Annotated in this window: 13 protein-coding genes; 9 read left to right on the forward strand and 4 right to left on the reverse strand. The window is 70.4% G+C overall.

Annotation, left to right across the window (positions count from 1 at the left end; translation table 11 throughout):
* Window positions 1-165: 165 nt before the first annotated feature.
* Complete coding sequence (locus ABZ911_RS22155) at window positions 166-879, reverse strand: hypothetical protein (protein ID WP_358058704.1); 714 nt, start codon at window positions 877-879, stop codon at window positions 166-168.
* A gap of 255 nt (window positions 880-1,134) precedes the next feature.
* Here ABZ911_RS22155 and ABZ911_RS22160 point away from each other — a divergent pair, with 255 nt between their 5' ends.
* Window positions 1,135-2,613, forward strand: a complete 1,479-nt coding sequence (locus tag ABZ911_RS22160; protein WP_358058707.1) for an AMP-binding protein — start codon at window positions 1,135-1,137, stop codon at window positions 2,611-2,613.
* An 85-nt stretch (window positions 2,614-2,698) separates the two neighbouring features.
* Window positions 2,699-3,184 carry a hypothetical protein gene (locus ABZ911_RS22165; protein ID WP_358058710.1) on the forward strand — a complete coding sequence of 162 codons (486 nt, stop codon included), beginning with the start codon at window positions 2,699-2,701 and terminating at the stop codon, window positions 3,182-3,184.
* Window positions 3,185-3,194: 10 nt separating this feature from the next.
* Here the strand turns inward: ABZ911_RS22165 and lxmK are convergent, their stop codons facing one another.
* On the reverse strand, window positions 3,195-4,292 hold the full coding sequence (gene lxmK / locus ABZ911_RS22170; protein ID WP_358058713.1) for a class V lanthionine synthetase subunit LxmK: 1,098 nt from the start codon (window positions 4,290-4,292) through the stop codon (window positions 3,195-3,197).
* Window positions 4,293-4,467: 175 nt separating this feature from the next.
* On the opposite strand from lxmK, the gene ABZ911_RS22175 reads away from it, so the two are divergent.
* A complete protein-coding gene (locus tag ABZ911_RS22175; RefSeq protein WP_358058716.1) occupies window positions 4,468-4,611 on the forward strand; it encodes an LxmA leader domain family RiPP in 144 nt (47 codons plus the stop codon).
* A gap of 283 nt (window positions 4,612-4,894) precedes the next feature.
* On the opposite strand, the gene ABZ911_RS22180 is transcribed toward ABZ911_RS22175, so the two are convergent.
* A complete protein-coding gene (locus ABZ911_RS22180) occupies window positions 4,895-5,038 on the reverse strand; it encodes an LxmA leader domain family RiPP (protein ID WP_358058716.1) in 144 nt (47 codons plus the stop codon).
* Window positions 5,039-5,213: 175 nt separating this feature from the next.
* Between ABZ911_RS22180 and ABZ911_RS22185 the strand changes: the two genes are divergently transcribed.
* From ABZ911_RS22185 to ABZ911_RS22205, 5 genes are all read left to right on the forward strand, one after another.
* Complete coding sequence (locus ABZ911_RS22185) at window positions 5,214-6,167, forward strand: T3SS effector HopA1 family protein (protein WP_358058719.1); 954 nt, start codon at window positions 5,214-5,216, stop codon at window positions 6,165-6,167.
* A gap of 5 nt (window positions 6,168-6,172) precedes the next feature.
* The gene (locus tag ABZ911_RS22190) at window positions 6,173-7,099 is read left to right on the forward strand and encodes an LLM class flavin-dependent oxidoreductase (RefSeq protein ID WP_358058722.1); all 927 of its coding nucleotides are present in this window, start codon (window positions 6,173-6,175) and stop codon (window positions 7,097-7,099) included.
* Between the two features lie 31 nt (window positions 7,100-7,130).
* Complete coding sequence (locus ABZ911_RS22195; RefSeq protein ID WP_358058725.1) at window positions 7,131-7,682, forward strand: flavoprotein; 552 nt, start codon at window positions 7,131-7,133, stop codon at window positions 7,680-7,682.
* 973 nt (window positions 7,683-8,655) lie between these two features.
* Entirely contained in the window at window positions 8,656-10,701 is a 2,046-nt protein-coding gene (locus ABZ911_RS22200) for a prolyl oligopeptidase family serine peptidase (protein ID WP_358058850.1), read from the forward strand.
* A gap of 79 nt (window positions 10,702-10,780) precedes the next feature.
* The gene (locus ABZ911_RS22205) at window positions 10,781-11,047 is read left to right on the forward strand and encodes a hypothetical protein (RefSeq protein ID WP_358058728.1); all 267 of its coding nucleotides are present in this window, start codon (window positions 10,781-10,783) and stop codon (window positions 11,045-11,047) included.
* On the opposite strand, the gene ABZ911_RS22210 is transcribed toward ABZ911_RS22205, so the two are convergent.
* Window positions 11,048-12,283: a helix-turn-helix transcriptional regulator gene (locus tag ABZ911_RS22210; protein ID WP_358058731.1), complete on the reverse strand. Its 1,236-nt coding sequence runs from the start codon at window positions 12,281-12,283 to the stop codon at window positions 11,048-11,050.
* Between ABZ911_RS22210 and ABZ911_RS22215 the strand changes: the two genes are divergently transcribed.
* Window positions 12,271-13,221 (forward strand): NAD(P)-dependent oxidoreductase, encoded by a 951-nt coding sequence (locus ABZ911_RS22215; RefSeq protein WP_358058734.1) that lies wholly within the window; start codon window positions 12,271-12,273, stop codon window positions 13,219-13,221. The two genes, ABZ911_RS22210 and ABZ911_RS22215, sit on opposite strands and share 13 nt — an antisense overlap.
* The last annotated feature ends 29 nt before the right edge of the window (window positions 13,222-13,250 follow it).

The following is a 13,250-nucleotide window of genomic DNA, read 5'->3' on the forward strand; positions in this document are numbered from 1 at the left end:
CCGCCGAGCCGAACCTCGCCTCGGAGGCGTCGACGAATCCGAGGAAGTTGTTGATGACGGTGGCGTTCTGTCGGAGCGCGCCGTCGTCGAGCTCGTCCTCCTCCGGGGACTGGGGCGGCGGTTCCTCGTTGGTGTCCTGTTCCGGAGGGTCCTCGGTGATCTCGCTCATGGGCGGATACCGCTCACGCCGAAGACCGCGCGGCGGGCGTCCACGGCGCCGTACAGATTGTTGATCACTTGCTGCGACACCACGGGCGGTGCGGGCTCGGGGCGCGCCAGGATGTCCAGGCCGTGGAGGTTCTCTCCGGGAGCCCAGACCCAGGCGTCTCCGGAGAATTCCTTCTCCTGGACGTGGACCTTCACGAATTCCTTCGGGTCGTAGGTGGTATGTCCCTGGGTGACCACGTCGGTGTAGACGCGATCAGAAAGGAGCAGAATCAGGTTCGCCGTTTCCTTCAGTTCGAGTAGGTCTTTGAGTGGATTCCAGTCGATCATCCGGCTTACCTCGGCGACGGCCTGTCCCGCCAGGCCATGGGCCGTCGGATATGCCACGCCATAGTGAATAGCGACTTTGAGCCTTATATGGTCTTCCTTGGCAAATGTCGCGTTGTGTGCGTCGAGGGCGCTGTTGAGGCTTCTGATGAAGTCGTCGACGACCAGCGGCTCGCGCTCCCCCAAGGGCAGCAGTGCGAGCTCACCGCCGCCCCGGGGCTGCCGGGACCAGGTGTCCCTGCACAACCCGGCCATCCGCGCCGCCTCCTCCTGGACGCGGACGAACGCCTCCTGGACCGCTTCGTGCCTCTTACCGGTCCCGCTTCCGTATCCCTTGGTCTGACTGGAGACGAGAAGCGCACGCCCATACCCGCCCATTTCGATCATGTTCTCCCTTGCCGTTTCTCTCGCACTCCACCCGAGACGGGCGGGGCCGGATGACGAGTATCAGGGATTCCACGAAGCTAGATCCCGTACCAATACGCGATCTAGCCCACCAAGTTCCACAGATAGCCACTGAAGTGGATTTATGCCTATTCAGCGGGCGGGTGTGCATCCTCCACTATGACTAGACATTTCATGAAAGGTTCGGTCTCCATGCGAGGCTTGACTGGACGGGTCCGTCTTGATCAAGTTGGCGCTGTGAGCGAGCAGACGCTGGGCCGGTTGGCCGAGGAGTCGTGGGACAGGTTCGGGGACTACGACGCGGTGTTCTTCGAGGGGACGTGGTTACGCGGCCAAGCCCTCGCCGAACGGGCCCGGCGGATCTGCGGCGGCCTGGTCGCGACCGGGGTACGGCCCGGCGACGCCGTCGTGGTGATGATGGCGACCTGCCCCGAGGTCTCGCTCGTCTACCAGGCGCTCTGGGCCGCCGGGGCGGTCGTGACGCCGGTGGTGTTCCTGGTCGCCCCCGAGGAGCTGGCGCACATCCTGCGCGACAGCGCCGCCACGGCGGTGGTGACCACGCCCGAGTTCCTGGCCACCGTCGAGGCCGCGGGCGGCGGCGTGCGGGTGGTGGTCGTGGGCGAGGACTCCTTCGCCGAGTTGGAGCGGGCCGCCGAGCACGGCCCCGTGGCCAGGGACGCGACCGACCTGGCCGCGCTCATGTACACCGGCGGCACCACCGGCAGGGCCAAGGGCGTGATGCTCAGCCACCAGGGCCTCTGGCGGGTGGCCAGGAGCCTGCGGGAGTTCACCCAGCAGGTGGGCGTGACCAGGTCGATCGTGCCGGTGCCGCTCTCGCACGCCTACGGGCTCATCCTCACGATCGCCGGGCTGCACGCCACCGAGCCGCAGCAGTCCGTGCTCATGCGCTGGTTCGACCCCGCCGAGTTCCTGCGCCTGACGGCCGAGCACCGCGTGCAGTACGGCGCCGTCGTCCCCGCGATGCTGCGGCAGTTGCTGGCCGAGCCGCTGGAGGACACGCCGCTGCCCGAGCTGGCCTACCTCACCTGCGGCGCCGCGCCGCTGGACCGCGACGTGCTCACCGAGTTCGAGCGGCGGCTGCCGGGGGTGCAGGTCCTGGAGGGGTACGGCCTGACCGAGACCAGCGCCGTCACCACCTTCAACCCGCCGGGCCGGCGGCGGACCGGCAGCGTGGGCCTGCCGCTGCCCGGCTACACGATCACCATCAGAGACGGCGAGGGCGAGGAGGTGGAGGCGGGGGACATCGGCGAGATCTGCGTGACCGGCGAGACGCTCATGGTCGGCTACCGGGGCGACCTGCGGTCCCCGATCGTGAACGGGGAACTGCGCACCGGGGACATCGGCTGCGTGGACGACGACGGCTACCTGTACGTCGTCGACCGGAAGAAGGACCTGATCATCCGAGGCGGCTTCAACGTCTTCCCGCGCGACGTGGAGGACGCCCTGAACCGGCACCCGCACGTGCTCATGTCCGGCGTCGTCGGCCGGCCCGATCCGGTGCACGGGGAGGAGGTGGTGGCCTTCGTGCAGCTCCACCCGGGTGGTACGGCCACCGCCGACGAGCTGATCTCCTGGGCGCGCGACCGGGTCGGCCGGGTGAAATATCCGCGCGAGGTGTACTTCGCCGACACCATCCCGCTCACCAGCGTGCTCAAGCTGGACCGCAAGGCCCTGCGAGCCCGGCTACCCTCCTGATCCATGGCGGGGCAGTTCACTCGTCCGTACCGTCATGAGATTTCATGGTAAGTGTGGACGTCCTGGTACACGAGAAGGTGGGACAGTGAGCAGCGGTCAGCATCCTGAGAATCCGGACGACAGGACCAGGGCCTACGGCTCCCACGATCCATACGCCTACGGCGCCCCGGGCGCCGCGCAGCCCGGCTACGGCCCTCCCCCGGGCACCGGGCAACCCGGCTACGGGTACGGGTACGACTCCGGCCCCATGCCGTACGGCTCGCCGTACGGGCAGCAGCCTCCGCCGCACTACGGCTACCCCCCGCACCGCCCGCCCGGCGACGGCCCCCGCACGCACGCCATCATCCAGCTCGTGCTCAGCATCTTCTTCGTGACGAGCTGCTTCGTCACCCCGGGCGGCATCGCGGGCGCGGTCCTGTCGGGCATCGCGCTCAGCAAGGCTGACTACGAGCCGGACAAGGCCCGCGGCCTGCTCAAGTGGGGCTGGATCGCGATCGGCGCCAACATCGCCCTGGTGGTGCTCTGGTTCGCCTTCGTCATCTTCATGGGCGTCACCGGCCGCTGGGACTGAGCGACCCCGGTCAGGCCGGGAGGGGCGCGGCCAGCCCCAGGGTCTCGGTGAAGTGGCCGGGGTTCAGCAGGGCGGTGCGCCCGACGCCGGCGGCGGCCAGGTCGACGGCGCGCAGCCGGGTCTGCGTCCCCGCGGTGGCCAGCAGCCGGTCGAGCAGATGCCAGCCGGCGTACGACGTCGACCGCTCGGCGAGGTCCGCGTCCGCGGGCGCGCCGCTGTCGAGGTAGCCGCGCCAGAACTCGGCGATCAGCGGGCGCACTCCGGCGATCTCCGCACCGCCGCGCTCCACGATCAGCTCGTGCGAGAGCCTCGTCCCCGGGCCGTAGACCTTGTCCACGTCGGCGTTGACCTTGCGGATCGCGTGGTGCAGCCACTCGCCGGCGAACGCCCCGACGTCGCGGGCCGGGTCGGCCATCCTGAACTCCTCCCAGTCCAGGACGTACAGCCCGGCCTCGTCCAGCAGGAACTGGTCGAGCCGCAGGTCGCCGTGGCAGGGCCGGTGCGATACCCGCGACTCGCTCTCGCGCAGCGACTCCAGTGCCCCGACCAGCGGCCGGTCCTGCTGCAGCAGCGCCCAGTAGCGCAGTTCGGCGATGCGCGCGGCGGAGAACATCGTCAGCGGGATCGCGCGCAGCGCCCAGACGGGCGGAAGCGGGTGCGGGGTCGTGTCGGCCGCCCCGGGAAGCTGGTGGAGCGCGCCGACGGCGCGGCCGGCCTGGTAGGCCGTGGGGGCCTCGAACTCGCCCTCGGTGGCCATGACGTTCCCGGCCCGCGCGTGCTCCAGCCACTCGAAGACGAGCAGCCTGGCCTCCTGGTCGGCGCCCAGCAGAGGCGGGCAGCGCAGGTCGGCGGACGGCCGGGCGCGGAGTATGGCCTGCAGGTCGAGGGCGCGCCGGAACCGGATCAGCGACTCCTCGCGATCCCCGTCGAGCCGCTTCACGAAGACCCGCGCGCCGGTGCTCGTCCGGCCCGCCCAGTTGTTGTTGCGGCCGGCGAAGGCGCTGACCCCGTCCCCGTCCAGGGCTCCCAGGCCGAGCCGATCGAGCAGCGCGTTGACCTCAGGCGCCGCGCCCAGCGGGGACGCCTCGAGCTTCTCTTTTCTCAGCATGCTCAACCACGCTAGGAAACGGCGACCGCCTTATCAATGCGGCTGACACCAACCTGCGCCCGATGACGCCAACCTGCCATTCACTTGTGCTCCCGTCGTTCCGCGGGGCATTCTTGAATTGTTCGAGCGACACCGGACAACAAAAAACAAGAAATACATCTTCAGGGAGAATATAATGGCTGAGAAGGACCTGGCTGACGGTTACAAGGCCTACACCGACGCCGAGGAGCTCGCGTTCGACGAGGCGGGCGACGAGGAGTCCCCCAGCACCCCGTGGTGCATCGCGAGCATCGTCATCACCGCTTCGGCCGGCTGCTGAAAGACTTATGACCGGTGATCCGGCCGGACCTCACAGGGGTCCGGCCGGCCACCCCCGAAACCTTCACCTCGCACGCGCCAGGCGTGTTCACATATTGATGCGGCCCTTTCAGTGACGTTCGGTCCCCCAGGGGATCGGAGTTCACCGAAAGGGCCGTGTTCGTGTTGCCTGAGAGGCCGTTCCCCCAGGTGGGAAGCTACTGCCGGCCTACCTTCCCAAACGCGTGTGTGCACGCACACCCGGTGGGGTGTGCGTGCACACGGAGGGTTTCAGCGGGACTGGATCAGCAGCCGGCCGAAGCGGTGATGACGATGCTGGCGATGCACCACGGGGTGCTGGGGGACTCCTCGTCGCCCGCCTCGTCGAACGCGAGCTCCTCGGCGTCGGTGTAGGCCTTGTAACCGTCAGCCAGGTCCTTCTCAGCCATTATATTCTCCCTGAAGATGTATTTCTTGTTTTTTGTTGTCCGGTGTTGCTCGGATAACTCAAGATTGCCCTGCGGGACGACCGCCTGGCAAGGGAATGGCACTGTGCTGTCAATGCGGACAGCAGAATGCCATCTACCTTTTCCGGGCCGCCGGCGGCTCTTACCATCCGTTAATGTGAGAACAATTGACAAAATCGCGTTGGACGCCAGGCTGGCGTCCCTGCTCACGGCCGTCGAGGTCGCCGCCGACGGCCTTTCCGCGCGGGTGGGCGAGCGGACCGTCGAGGCCGACGGCGCCCGCGCCCTCCTGCCGGCGCTGAGCGCGGCCCTTTACGAGACCTTCCACAGCGGTCACGCCCACGACCCGGCCGCGCGCCCGGGCGAACGTGACCTCCCCCTTGAGCGCGCCCTCACCGCCGTGGTGCCGCACCGGCACACGGCCGTCTCGGTGCCCGTGCACGCCTCCGGGGCCGACGGCTGGGTCGTCGACCTGCTCGACGTCCGGGTACGCGTGCCGGCCGAGCGGGTCGTCGCCGCCGAGGGGGACGGCCGGGCGCTGATCCAGGCGGACGCCATCCGGCCCACCCTGTCCCCCGGGTTCTTCCTCTGTGACGGTTCGGCGGGGTCGGTGCTGGGCGGCGGCCCCATCCTGCGGCTCTACGTGCACCTGGCCGACTCCGCCTACACGCCCGAGGCGTGGGGGCTGGCGCTGGGCGTCCTGGAGGGGCGGCGGGTGCCGTACCGGGCCAAGGCCTTCTCGCGGCTGTCCGGGTATCCGCGGCGGGACTCCATCGTGATCTACCTGGAGGAGGCGGGCTGGTTCGTCGCGGAGGAGCTGGTGTCCGCGCTCTCCGTGGTTCCCGGGCTGGTCGACGACGTCTCCGCGTACGCCAGGCGGGTGGGGCCCGGGCTCGCGACGGCCTGGGATCCGGTCGACAACAGGGCGGGTATGCGGATGCTGAGCTTCGGCGAGCACCGGTCGAGGGTCCTCGCCGAGGGCCTGATCGCGAGTGCCGTCGAGAAGGTGCCTGCGGCCGAGGCCGTGCTCGCCTCTCTGGTGCGCGGCGGGGTCGACCCGGTCGCGCCGTACCGGAACCTCCTCTCGCCTCGCCTGCCGATGGACGGGTGAGGTCGGTGCGCGCGTCAGTGATCTTTCCTGGCCAGCCCGGCTCCGCCGCGGAGGTGGAGCCGTACGCGGATCTGGTGAAGTCCGGCCCGGCCGCGCGGCTGTGGCTGGGGCAGTCCCTGCGCGTGGAGACGCAGCAGGTCGTCGCGCACCTGGCGGGGAACGGGCGCCGGGTCCCCACCGGCACCTCGGTCACGCTGATGCCGCTCCGGCACCCGCTGCAGGCGGCCCTGGAGGCGCGTTCCATGGCTGTGATGACCGGTCATCCCGTGGTGGCCGGTTTCGGCGCGTCGGCGCCCGAGTTCGTCAGCGTGCTCAACGGGGAGCCGTACCGGAAGCCCGCGGCCATGGCACGGGAGTATCTGTCCACGGTCCGCGCCCTGCTCGGCGGGGAGGGCCTGCGTGGGTTCAAGCTGCCGCCGCTGCGCTGCCCGCCCGTCGAGGTCGGGGCCGGGGTGCTGCGCCCCGGGATGGCGCGCGTCGCGGGCGAGTGCGCGGACGCCGCGATCACCTGGATGACGCCGCCGGCGTACCTGGCGGACGTGCTGGCGCCCGCGCTGCGGCAGGGGGCCGGCGACGAGCGGGAGCCGCCGCGGATCGTGACCGTGGTGCACGTCGCGACGGCGAGTCCCGGACGAGACGCCGCCCGGCTGGCCTTCCTCGCGGCCGGCCACCATCTGCGGGCCGCGCACTACACCGACATGCTGCGCAGAGCCGGGCTGGAGGCGAGCCCGCGCGCCCTGGTGGCCAGCGGCCTCTTCCTGACCGGTACGGCGGAGCGGATCGCCGAGCGGCTGCACGACTACTTCCTCGCCGGGGTGGACGAGATCGTCCTCAACACCACCGGTGTGTTCCTCGCGGAGGGAAGCCGGTCGGCGATCGGTGACGCCGAAGAGATCCTGACCGCCTTGGAGGAGCACCATGACCTCAAATAACCTCACATATCCACATTTCACGGGCAGTCGGTTGCTGCTCGTCGTGAGCGGCGCCCTGTCGGCGGCGTTCATCCCGGGCTGGCTGACCTGGCTGCGCACCGGCTACCCCGACCTCGTCATCAAGCCCGTCGCCACGCGCAGCGCGCAGCGTTTCGTCACGCTGGACGCGCTGAGCACGATCTGCGGCCACCAGGCCATGTCCGACGAGTGGCCCGAGCACGTCGCCGCGAGCGCGCCGCACGTGGAGTGGAGCAACTGGCCGGACTCGATCCTCGTCTACCCGGCGTGCCTGAACTTCCTGGCCCGCCTGGCACTGGGCATCGGCGACACCCCCGCGCTGCTCGCGCTGCAGTGCACCCCGGCGCCGGTGGCGCTGGCCCCCTCACTGCCGCCGCACGGGCTGAACAGCCCCGCCTACCTGAGCCACCGGGACGCGCTGGAGCGGCGGCCGAACGTCGTCATCGCGCCGCCGAAACCCGGCCTGAGCATCTCCACGGGCAAGCTCGACGCCTCCGTGGCCGCGCCGATGTCCCTCCTGCTGAGCCTGCTAGAAAGCCGCCGGAACTATGAAATCAGTCAATGAATTCGGAACCGAACACGTCCTGACCCGCGTCTACCGGGAGGGCTCGGCCTTCACCTGGATCCGCGAACCCGGTCCCGCCTACGACCTGTCCCACCCAGCCGTCCACCTCGACCACCTCCATCCCACACTCCGCTTCCCCTACCGCGCCGCCCAGGCCGCTCGCCCCACCCGGCCTGACCCCGCCGCTCGGACCGGTCAGACCGCTCGGACCGGCCGGGCGCACCACTACCGGACCGGCGGCGCGATGCCCGCGGCGAGCTGGCTCGCGTTCGAGGAGGAGCGGGCCGGGACGTTGCTGCGCCAGGCGCTGCACAGCACCGGCGAGGCCCTGGCCGCGCTGCACACCCAGGCGCCTCCGGCGTCGATCACCCGCCGCCATCCCGGCCTGACCAGACTCGCCACCTGGATCGGCGCCCAACCCACTGAACCTCCACCCGCCTCACCCTCACCCGCCGTACCCCTGCCTGCCGTACCCCCGCCCTCCGCCCCCCTGCCCGCTGGTGCCGCAGTGCGGCTCAAGGCGTATGCCGTCGAGCGGCTCGGGGAGGGGCGGCTGGGGGAGATCGGCGGTCTCTGCCGTGAGTTCGCCGACGCCGGGCCCGACCGGCTGCTGCACGGCGCGGCGAGTCTGGCGCTGATCGTGCCCGGTTCCGAGCCCGTCCTGCTGACCGGGGAGGCGCTGAGCCGCGGACCGTGGTGGCTCGACCTCGGCTGGCTGGTCGCCGAGCTGACCGAGCTGGAGCACGCGGTCGAGGCCGGCATCGCCCCGGCGCTGGCCTTCGACTACCCGGCGCTGCGCGCCGCCCTCCTCGACGGGTACGGGCGCGCCCCGGCCCCTGAGCTCCTGCGCACGCTGAGCGCCCTGCGCGTGCTGACCCACGCCAGGGACTACGCCACGTACGTCGGCTGGGACGACCAACTCCTGACATATGTGGACATCGCCGCCACGATTCTCGAGAAAGCGGAGAAGCGCATGTATCCGCCCGCTCCACGGCTGGACCTCGTCGAGCCGGTCCACGGGATCCCCGTGGCCGACCCCTACCGCTGGCTGGAAGACCCCGACGATCCCGCCACCAAGGAGTGGCAGGTCGCCCAGGATGACCTCTACCTCGAACACGCCCAGGACCTGCACCACCGCGACCGCTTCCACGAGCGGCTGACGCGGCTGCAGTCCGCCGGCTTCGTCGGCCCGCCCTCCTGGCACGGCGAGCGGCACTTCTTCGTCAGGCGCGCCCCCGGACAGGAGCACCTAGCGCTGCACACCGTCGACCCGGACGGCACCGAACGGGTCCTGCTCGACCCGGCGGGCAGCACGGTGATCGACGCCTGGCAGCCCTCCCCCGACGGCGCGTTGCTGGCCTACCAGCTCTCCAGCGGCGGGCGCGAGGAGTCGCTGCTGTCCGTGCTCGACGTCGCCACCGGGCAAGTGGTCGACGGCCCGATCGACCGCTGCCGCTCCACCCTGGTCGCCTGGCTGCCCGACGGTGACTCCTTCCTCTATGTCCGCAGGCTGCCGCCCGAGCAGGCGCCGCCGGGCGAGGAGCGCTACCACCGCCGCGTCTACCTGCACCGCGTCGGCACCGACCCGGCCGAGGACGAGCTGGTCTTCGGCGAGGGCCGCGACAAGGCCACCCACTACCGGGTGAACGTCACCCACGGCTGGCTGACCATCTCCGCCTCGCTGGGCACCTCGCCGCGCAACGACCTGTGGATCGCCGAGCTGTCCAGCCGTCCGTGGGAGCCGCGCGCGGTCCAGGAGGGCGTGGACGCCCACACCGCGCTGCGCGTGGGCCGGGACGGGCGGGCGTACCTGATGACCGACCGTGACGCCCCCCGTGGCCGGATCGTGGTCACCGACCCCGCCGATCCGGGCGTGGAGACGTGGCGGGAGCTGATTCCCGAGGACCCCGAGGCCGTGCTGTCCGACTTCGCGCTGCTCGACGGGGCGGACGGGCCGGTGCTGGTGCTCAGCCGTACCCGGCACGCCGTCACCGAGCTCACCCGGCACGACGCGCGGACGGGCGCGCCGACCGGGACCGTGCCGGTGCCGGGGATCGGCACGGCCGCCGCGCTGACGACGCGCCCGGAGGGCGGCTCCGAGCTGTGGTTCGCCTACACCGACACCACGACCCCCGTCTCGGTCCAGCGCTACGACGCCCGCACCGGCGAGACGACGCTGTGGGCCGCGCCGCCCGGCTCCGCCAGGCCGCCGCGGGTGGACAGCCGCGAGGTGGAGTTCCGCTCCAAGGACGGCACGCTCGTGCGCATGCTGGTCCTGGCCCCGCCGGAGACCTCAGGTCCGCGCCCCTGCCTGCTGGCCGGGTACGGCGGCTTCGGCGTCTCCATGGTGCCCGCCTTCAACCCGCAGGCGCTGGCCTGGGTGGAGGCGGGCGGCGTCTACGCCGTCGCCCGGCTGCGCGGCGGCGGCGAGGAGGGCGAGCGGTGGCACCGGGCCGGGATGCGCGCCGCCAAGCAGAACGTCTTCGACGACTTCCACGCCGCGGCCGAGGCGCTCGTCGCGGGCGGCTGGACCAGCGCCGACCGCCTGGCCGTCACCGGCGGCTCGAACGGCGGGCTGCTGGTCGGCGCCGCGCTCACCCAGCGACCCGAACTGTACGCCGCCGCCGCCTGCTCGGCCCCGCTGCTGGACATGGTCCGCTACGAGCGCTCCGGCCTCGGCGCGGCCTGGAGCACGGAGTACGGCTCGGCCGCCGTCCCCGAGGAGTTCGGCTGGCTGTACGGCTACTCGCCCTACCACCACGTCCGGCCCGGCCTGGACTACCCGGCGGTCCTGTTCACGGTCGCGGACGGGGACACCAGGGTCGACCCCTTCCACGCCAGGAAGATGTGCGCCGCCCTGCAGTGGGCCTCACGGGAACGGGCCGAACGCGGCCAGGCCGCCCCCGTACTCCTGCGCACCGAAGGGGAGGTGGGACACGGCGCCAGGGCCGTGACCAGCACGATCGCCCTGGAGGCCGACGTGCTCGCGTTCTGCGCCGCGCATACCGGACTGCGCTGAGGAAAGGCCCCGCGACAATTGATCGCGGGGCCTTTCTGTTCACTTGGTGCCACGTGGCATCTCCTCCCTCCTGCGCTGCTTGGTCGACGCCTATCTTCTCAATCAGGAAATACCGAAAAGGCTCGATCATGAAAACGGAGGAATTACCATGAGCTCGTTCCGTCGCGCCCTCGTCTGTGTCGTCTCCGCCATTATCGCGATCGGTTTCTCCGCTTCCGCCGCGCAGGCCTCTTCCGCTTCTCCGGCCCCTGCCGCCGCCGCGCAGTTCGTCAGTTGCGCCGACGACCCGTGGCACATCGGCTGCCCCGCCGCCGCCACCACCCTCGGCGACGACCCCTGGCACTGATCAGTCGATCCACCCCCGCTTGGCCGCGGCGACCCCTGCCGCGAACCGCGTCTCCACGGAGAGATCCTCCATGATGGACGCGATGTGCCGGCGAACGGTGCGAAGGCTCATCCCCGTACGGTTGGCGATGGACTCGTCCTTCAGTCCCAGCGCCATCATCTTGAGTAACTGCAGATGTAATTCGCTCGGTGCGCCCGTTCGTCCGGGTACCGGGCCGGCGACCGCCTCCGTGGTCCGCACGGGCGTCGCCCTCGCCCACAGCAGCTCGAAGTACTGCCGCAGGGCCTTGACCACGACTGGCGCCTTGATGAGCACGATTCCGGTGGCCCCGCTCGGTGTGAGCGGAAGCATCGCGGCGTCCTCGTCCACCAGTTTCATCTTCATCGGCAGATCCCGGCAGATCCGGACCTCGTAACCGTCGGTCACCGCGTTCTGGATGATGTGGTAACCCACCTCGTTGTCGAAATACTCCGTCGAATAGACCGAGCGACGTCTCACCTTCCGGTCCACCACGCTGGCCGGCGCGGACAGCGCCTCCTCCTTGCGCAGTGGCACGGCGAACCGCCAGGTGTGCAGGCCGAGGTAGTCGGACTGCGCGGCGTTGATGAGGGAAATCGACAGCGAGTGGATCTCGTCGCGGTCGGTGAGTACCCGGACCGCCTCCTCGGGATCGTGCTCGAACATGCGGCGCGAGAACACCCGCTGGATGTCGTTGATCCGCTGGTGCGCGTCGATGAGCCGGCTGCTCGACTCCGCCAGGCGTGCCTGCAGGTCGTGCAGCACGTCGCGGAAGGCGAGCGTCGGGTCGGTCGGGCGGATCACCACCGACCCCGAACCGGGGTGCAGCGCCCGGTGCGCGAGCCCGCGTTTCATCAGCTCGTCGAGCGACTCCTGCGAACCGATCAGCTGGGCCGCCTCGTTCTCCCCGCAGTCCCCCTGCTGCATGAGCAATGCGTACCCCTGGACGACGTGCACAGGCAGCAGATCCGCCAGGAGCTCCGCCACTTGCGACGCCGACGCGTCATCACCGCCTTTTGACAACGACATCATCCCCAGAATCGTCAATCGGCTACATGACCGCAAAACTATATCGAAACGATCAGCCATTTCAATGACATAACGGCAGGTAACCGCGAGAACGCGATACGTAATCGAATGGCATTCAGTGTCATCCGGCAGCTTTTCCCTGTCCCACCGCCGAAAGCAAAAGTAGGAATAACGCCATGAGAACTGCACTCGACCATCCCGTCGCGATAATCGGAACCGGGTTTCTCCGCGCCGCGATCCTGCGCAGGATCGCCGCCGCCCGCCCCGGCGCCACCGTCCGCGTGCTCTGCCCCACCCCGCCGCGGGCCGTGGAGGGCATCACCGTCGAGCACATCGGCGGTCCCCTCACCGACCCCGACGCGCTGTACACCGCGATCAGCGGCGCCGACTCGGTGATCCACCTGGGCACCGGCGGCAGCGAGCCGTACACGGCCAATGTCGGCGGCACGGCCGCGATCACCTCGGCCGCGATCAGCCAGCGCTGCTCGCACGTGCTGTTCTGCTCGCTGCCCGACGTCTACGGCGACGGCTCCGGGCGGCTCCTGGACGAGTCCGACGCCCCCGTCCCGCAGACGCGGCTGGCCCGCGCCAAGGTCATCGGCGAGCGGCTGGTCGAGCAGTTCAGCATGATCCCCGGCCGGGCCGCCACGGTCGTCCGCCCGTTCGGCCTGTACGGCCCCGGCCAGCCCGCCGAGTCCACCATCGGCCGGGTCCTCGCCGCCGCGCTGACCGGACACCCCGTCGTCCTGCCCGGCGGCGGCACCCAGCTGCGCAACTTCACCTACAGCGAGGACGTCGCCGCCGGCATCGTCGCGGCGCTGTGCCGGGCCAATACCGAGGCCGCGCCGTACGCCTGCTACAACATCGCCTCCTGCGAGACCTACAGCCTCAGGGACGCGGCCAAGCTGGCCATCAAGCTGGTCGGCAGCGGCAGCGCCATCGCCGCCCCGTCGGCCACCAGGCGCCGGCCTGGGCGTGAGCGGCCGATCAGCGTCCAGATCCCGTCCATCGAGCGGGCCGCCACCGAGCTCGGCTTCCGGGCGACGACGCTGCTCACCGAGGGGCTGTCGCGGTGCATCCTGCACGACCACGCCACCGCGGCCACCCTCGACCTGGTCACTGCCTGACAGGTGGCATCTTCTCCCTCCCCCACTAC

The organism is Nonomuraea sp. NPDC046570 (assembly GCF_040645915.1).
Taxonomy (GTDB): Bacteria; Actinomycetota; Actinomycetes; order Streptosporangiales; family Streptosporangiaceae; genus Nonomuraea.

Excerpts from the sequence above, each read along its gene's own strand:
- ABZ911_RS22200 (WP_358058850.1), top strand. The coding sequence starts at position 8,656 with ATGTATCCGCCCGCTCCACGGCTGGACCTCGTCGAGCCGGTCCACGGG.
- ABZ911_RS22175 (WP_358058716.1), top strand. The coding sequence starts at position 4,468 with ATGGCTGAGAAGGACCTGGCTGACGGTTACAAGGCCTACACCGACGCC.
- ABZ911_RS22180 (WP_358058716.1), bottom strand. The coding sequence starts at position 5,038 with ATGGCTGAGAAGGACCTGGCTGACGGTTACAAGGCCTACACCGACGCC.
- lxmK (WP_358058713.1), bottom strand. The coding sequence starts at position 4,292 with ATGCTGAGAAAAGAGAAGCTCGAGGCGTCCCCGCTGGGCGCGGCGCCT.
- ABZ911_RS22215 (WP_358058734.1), top strand. The coding sequence starts at position 12,271 with ATGAGAACTGCACTCGACCATCCCGTCGCGATAATCGGAACCGGGTTT.
- ABZ911_RS22155 (WP_358058704.1), bottom strand. The coding sequence starts at position 879 with ATGATCGAAATGGGCGGGTATGGGCGTGCGCTTCTCGTCTCCAGTCAG.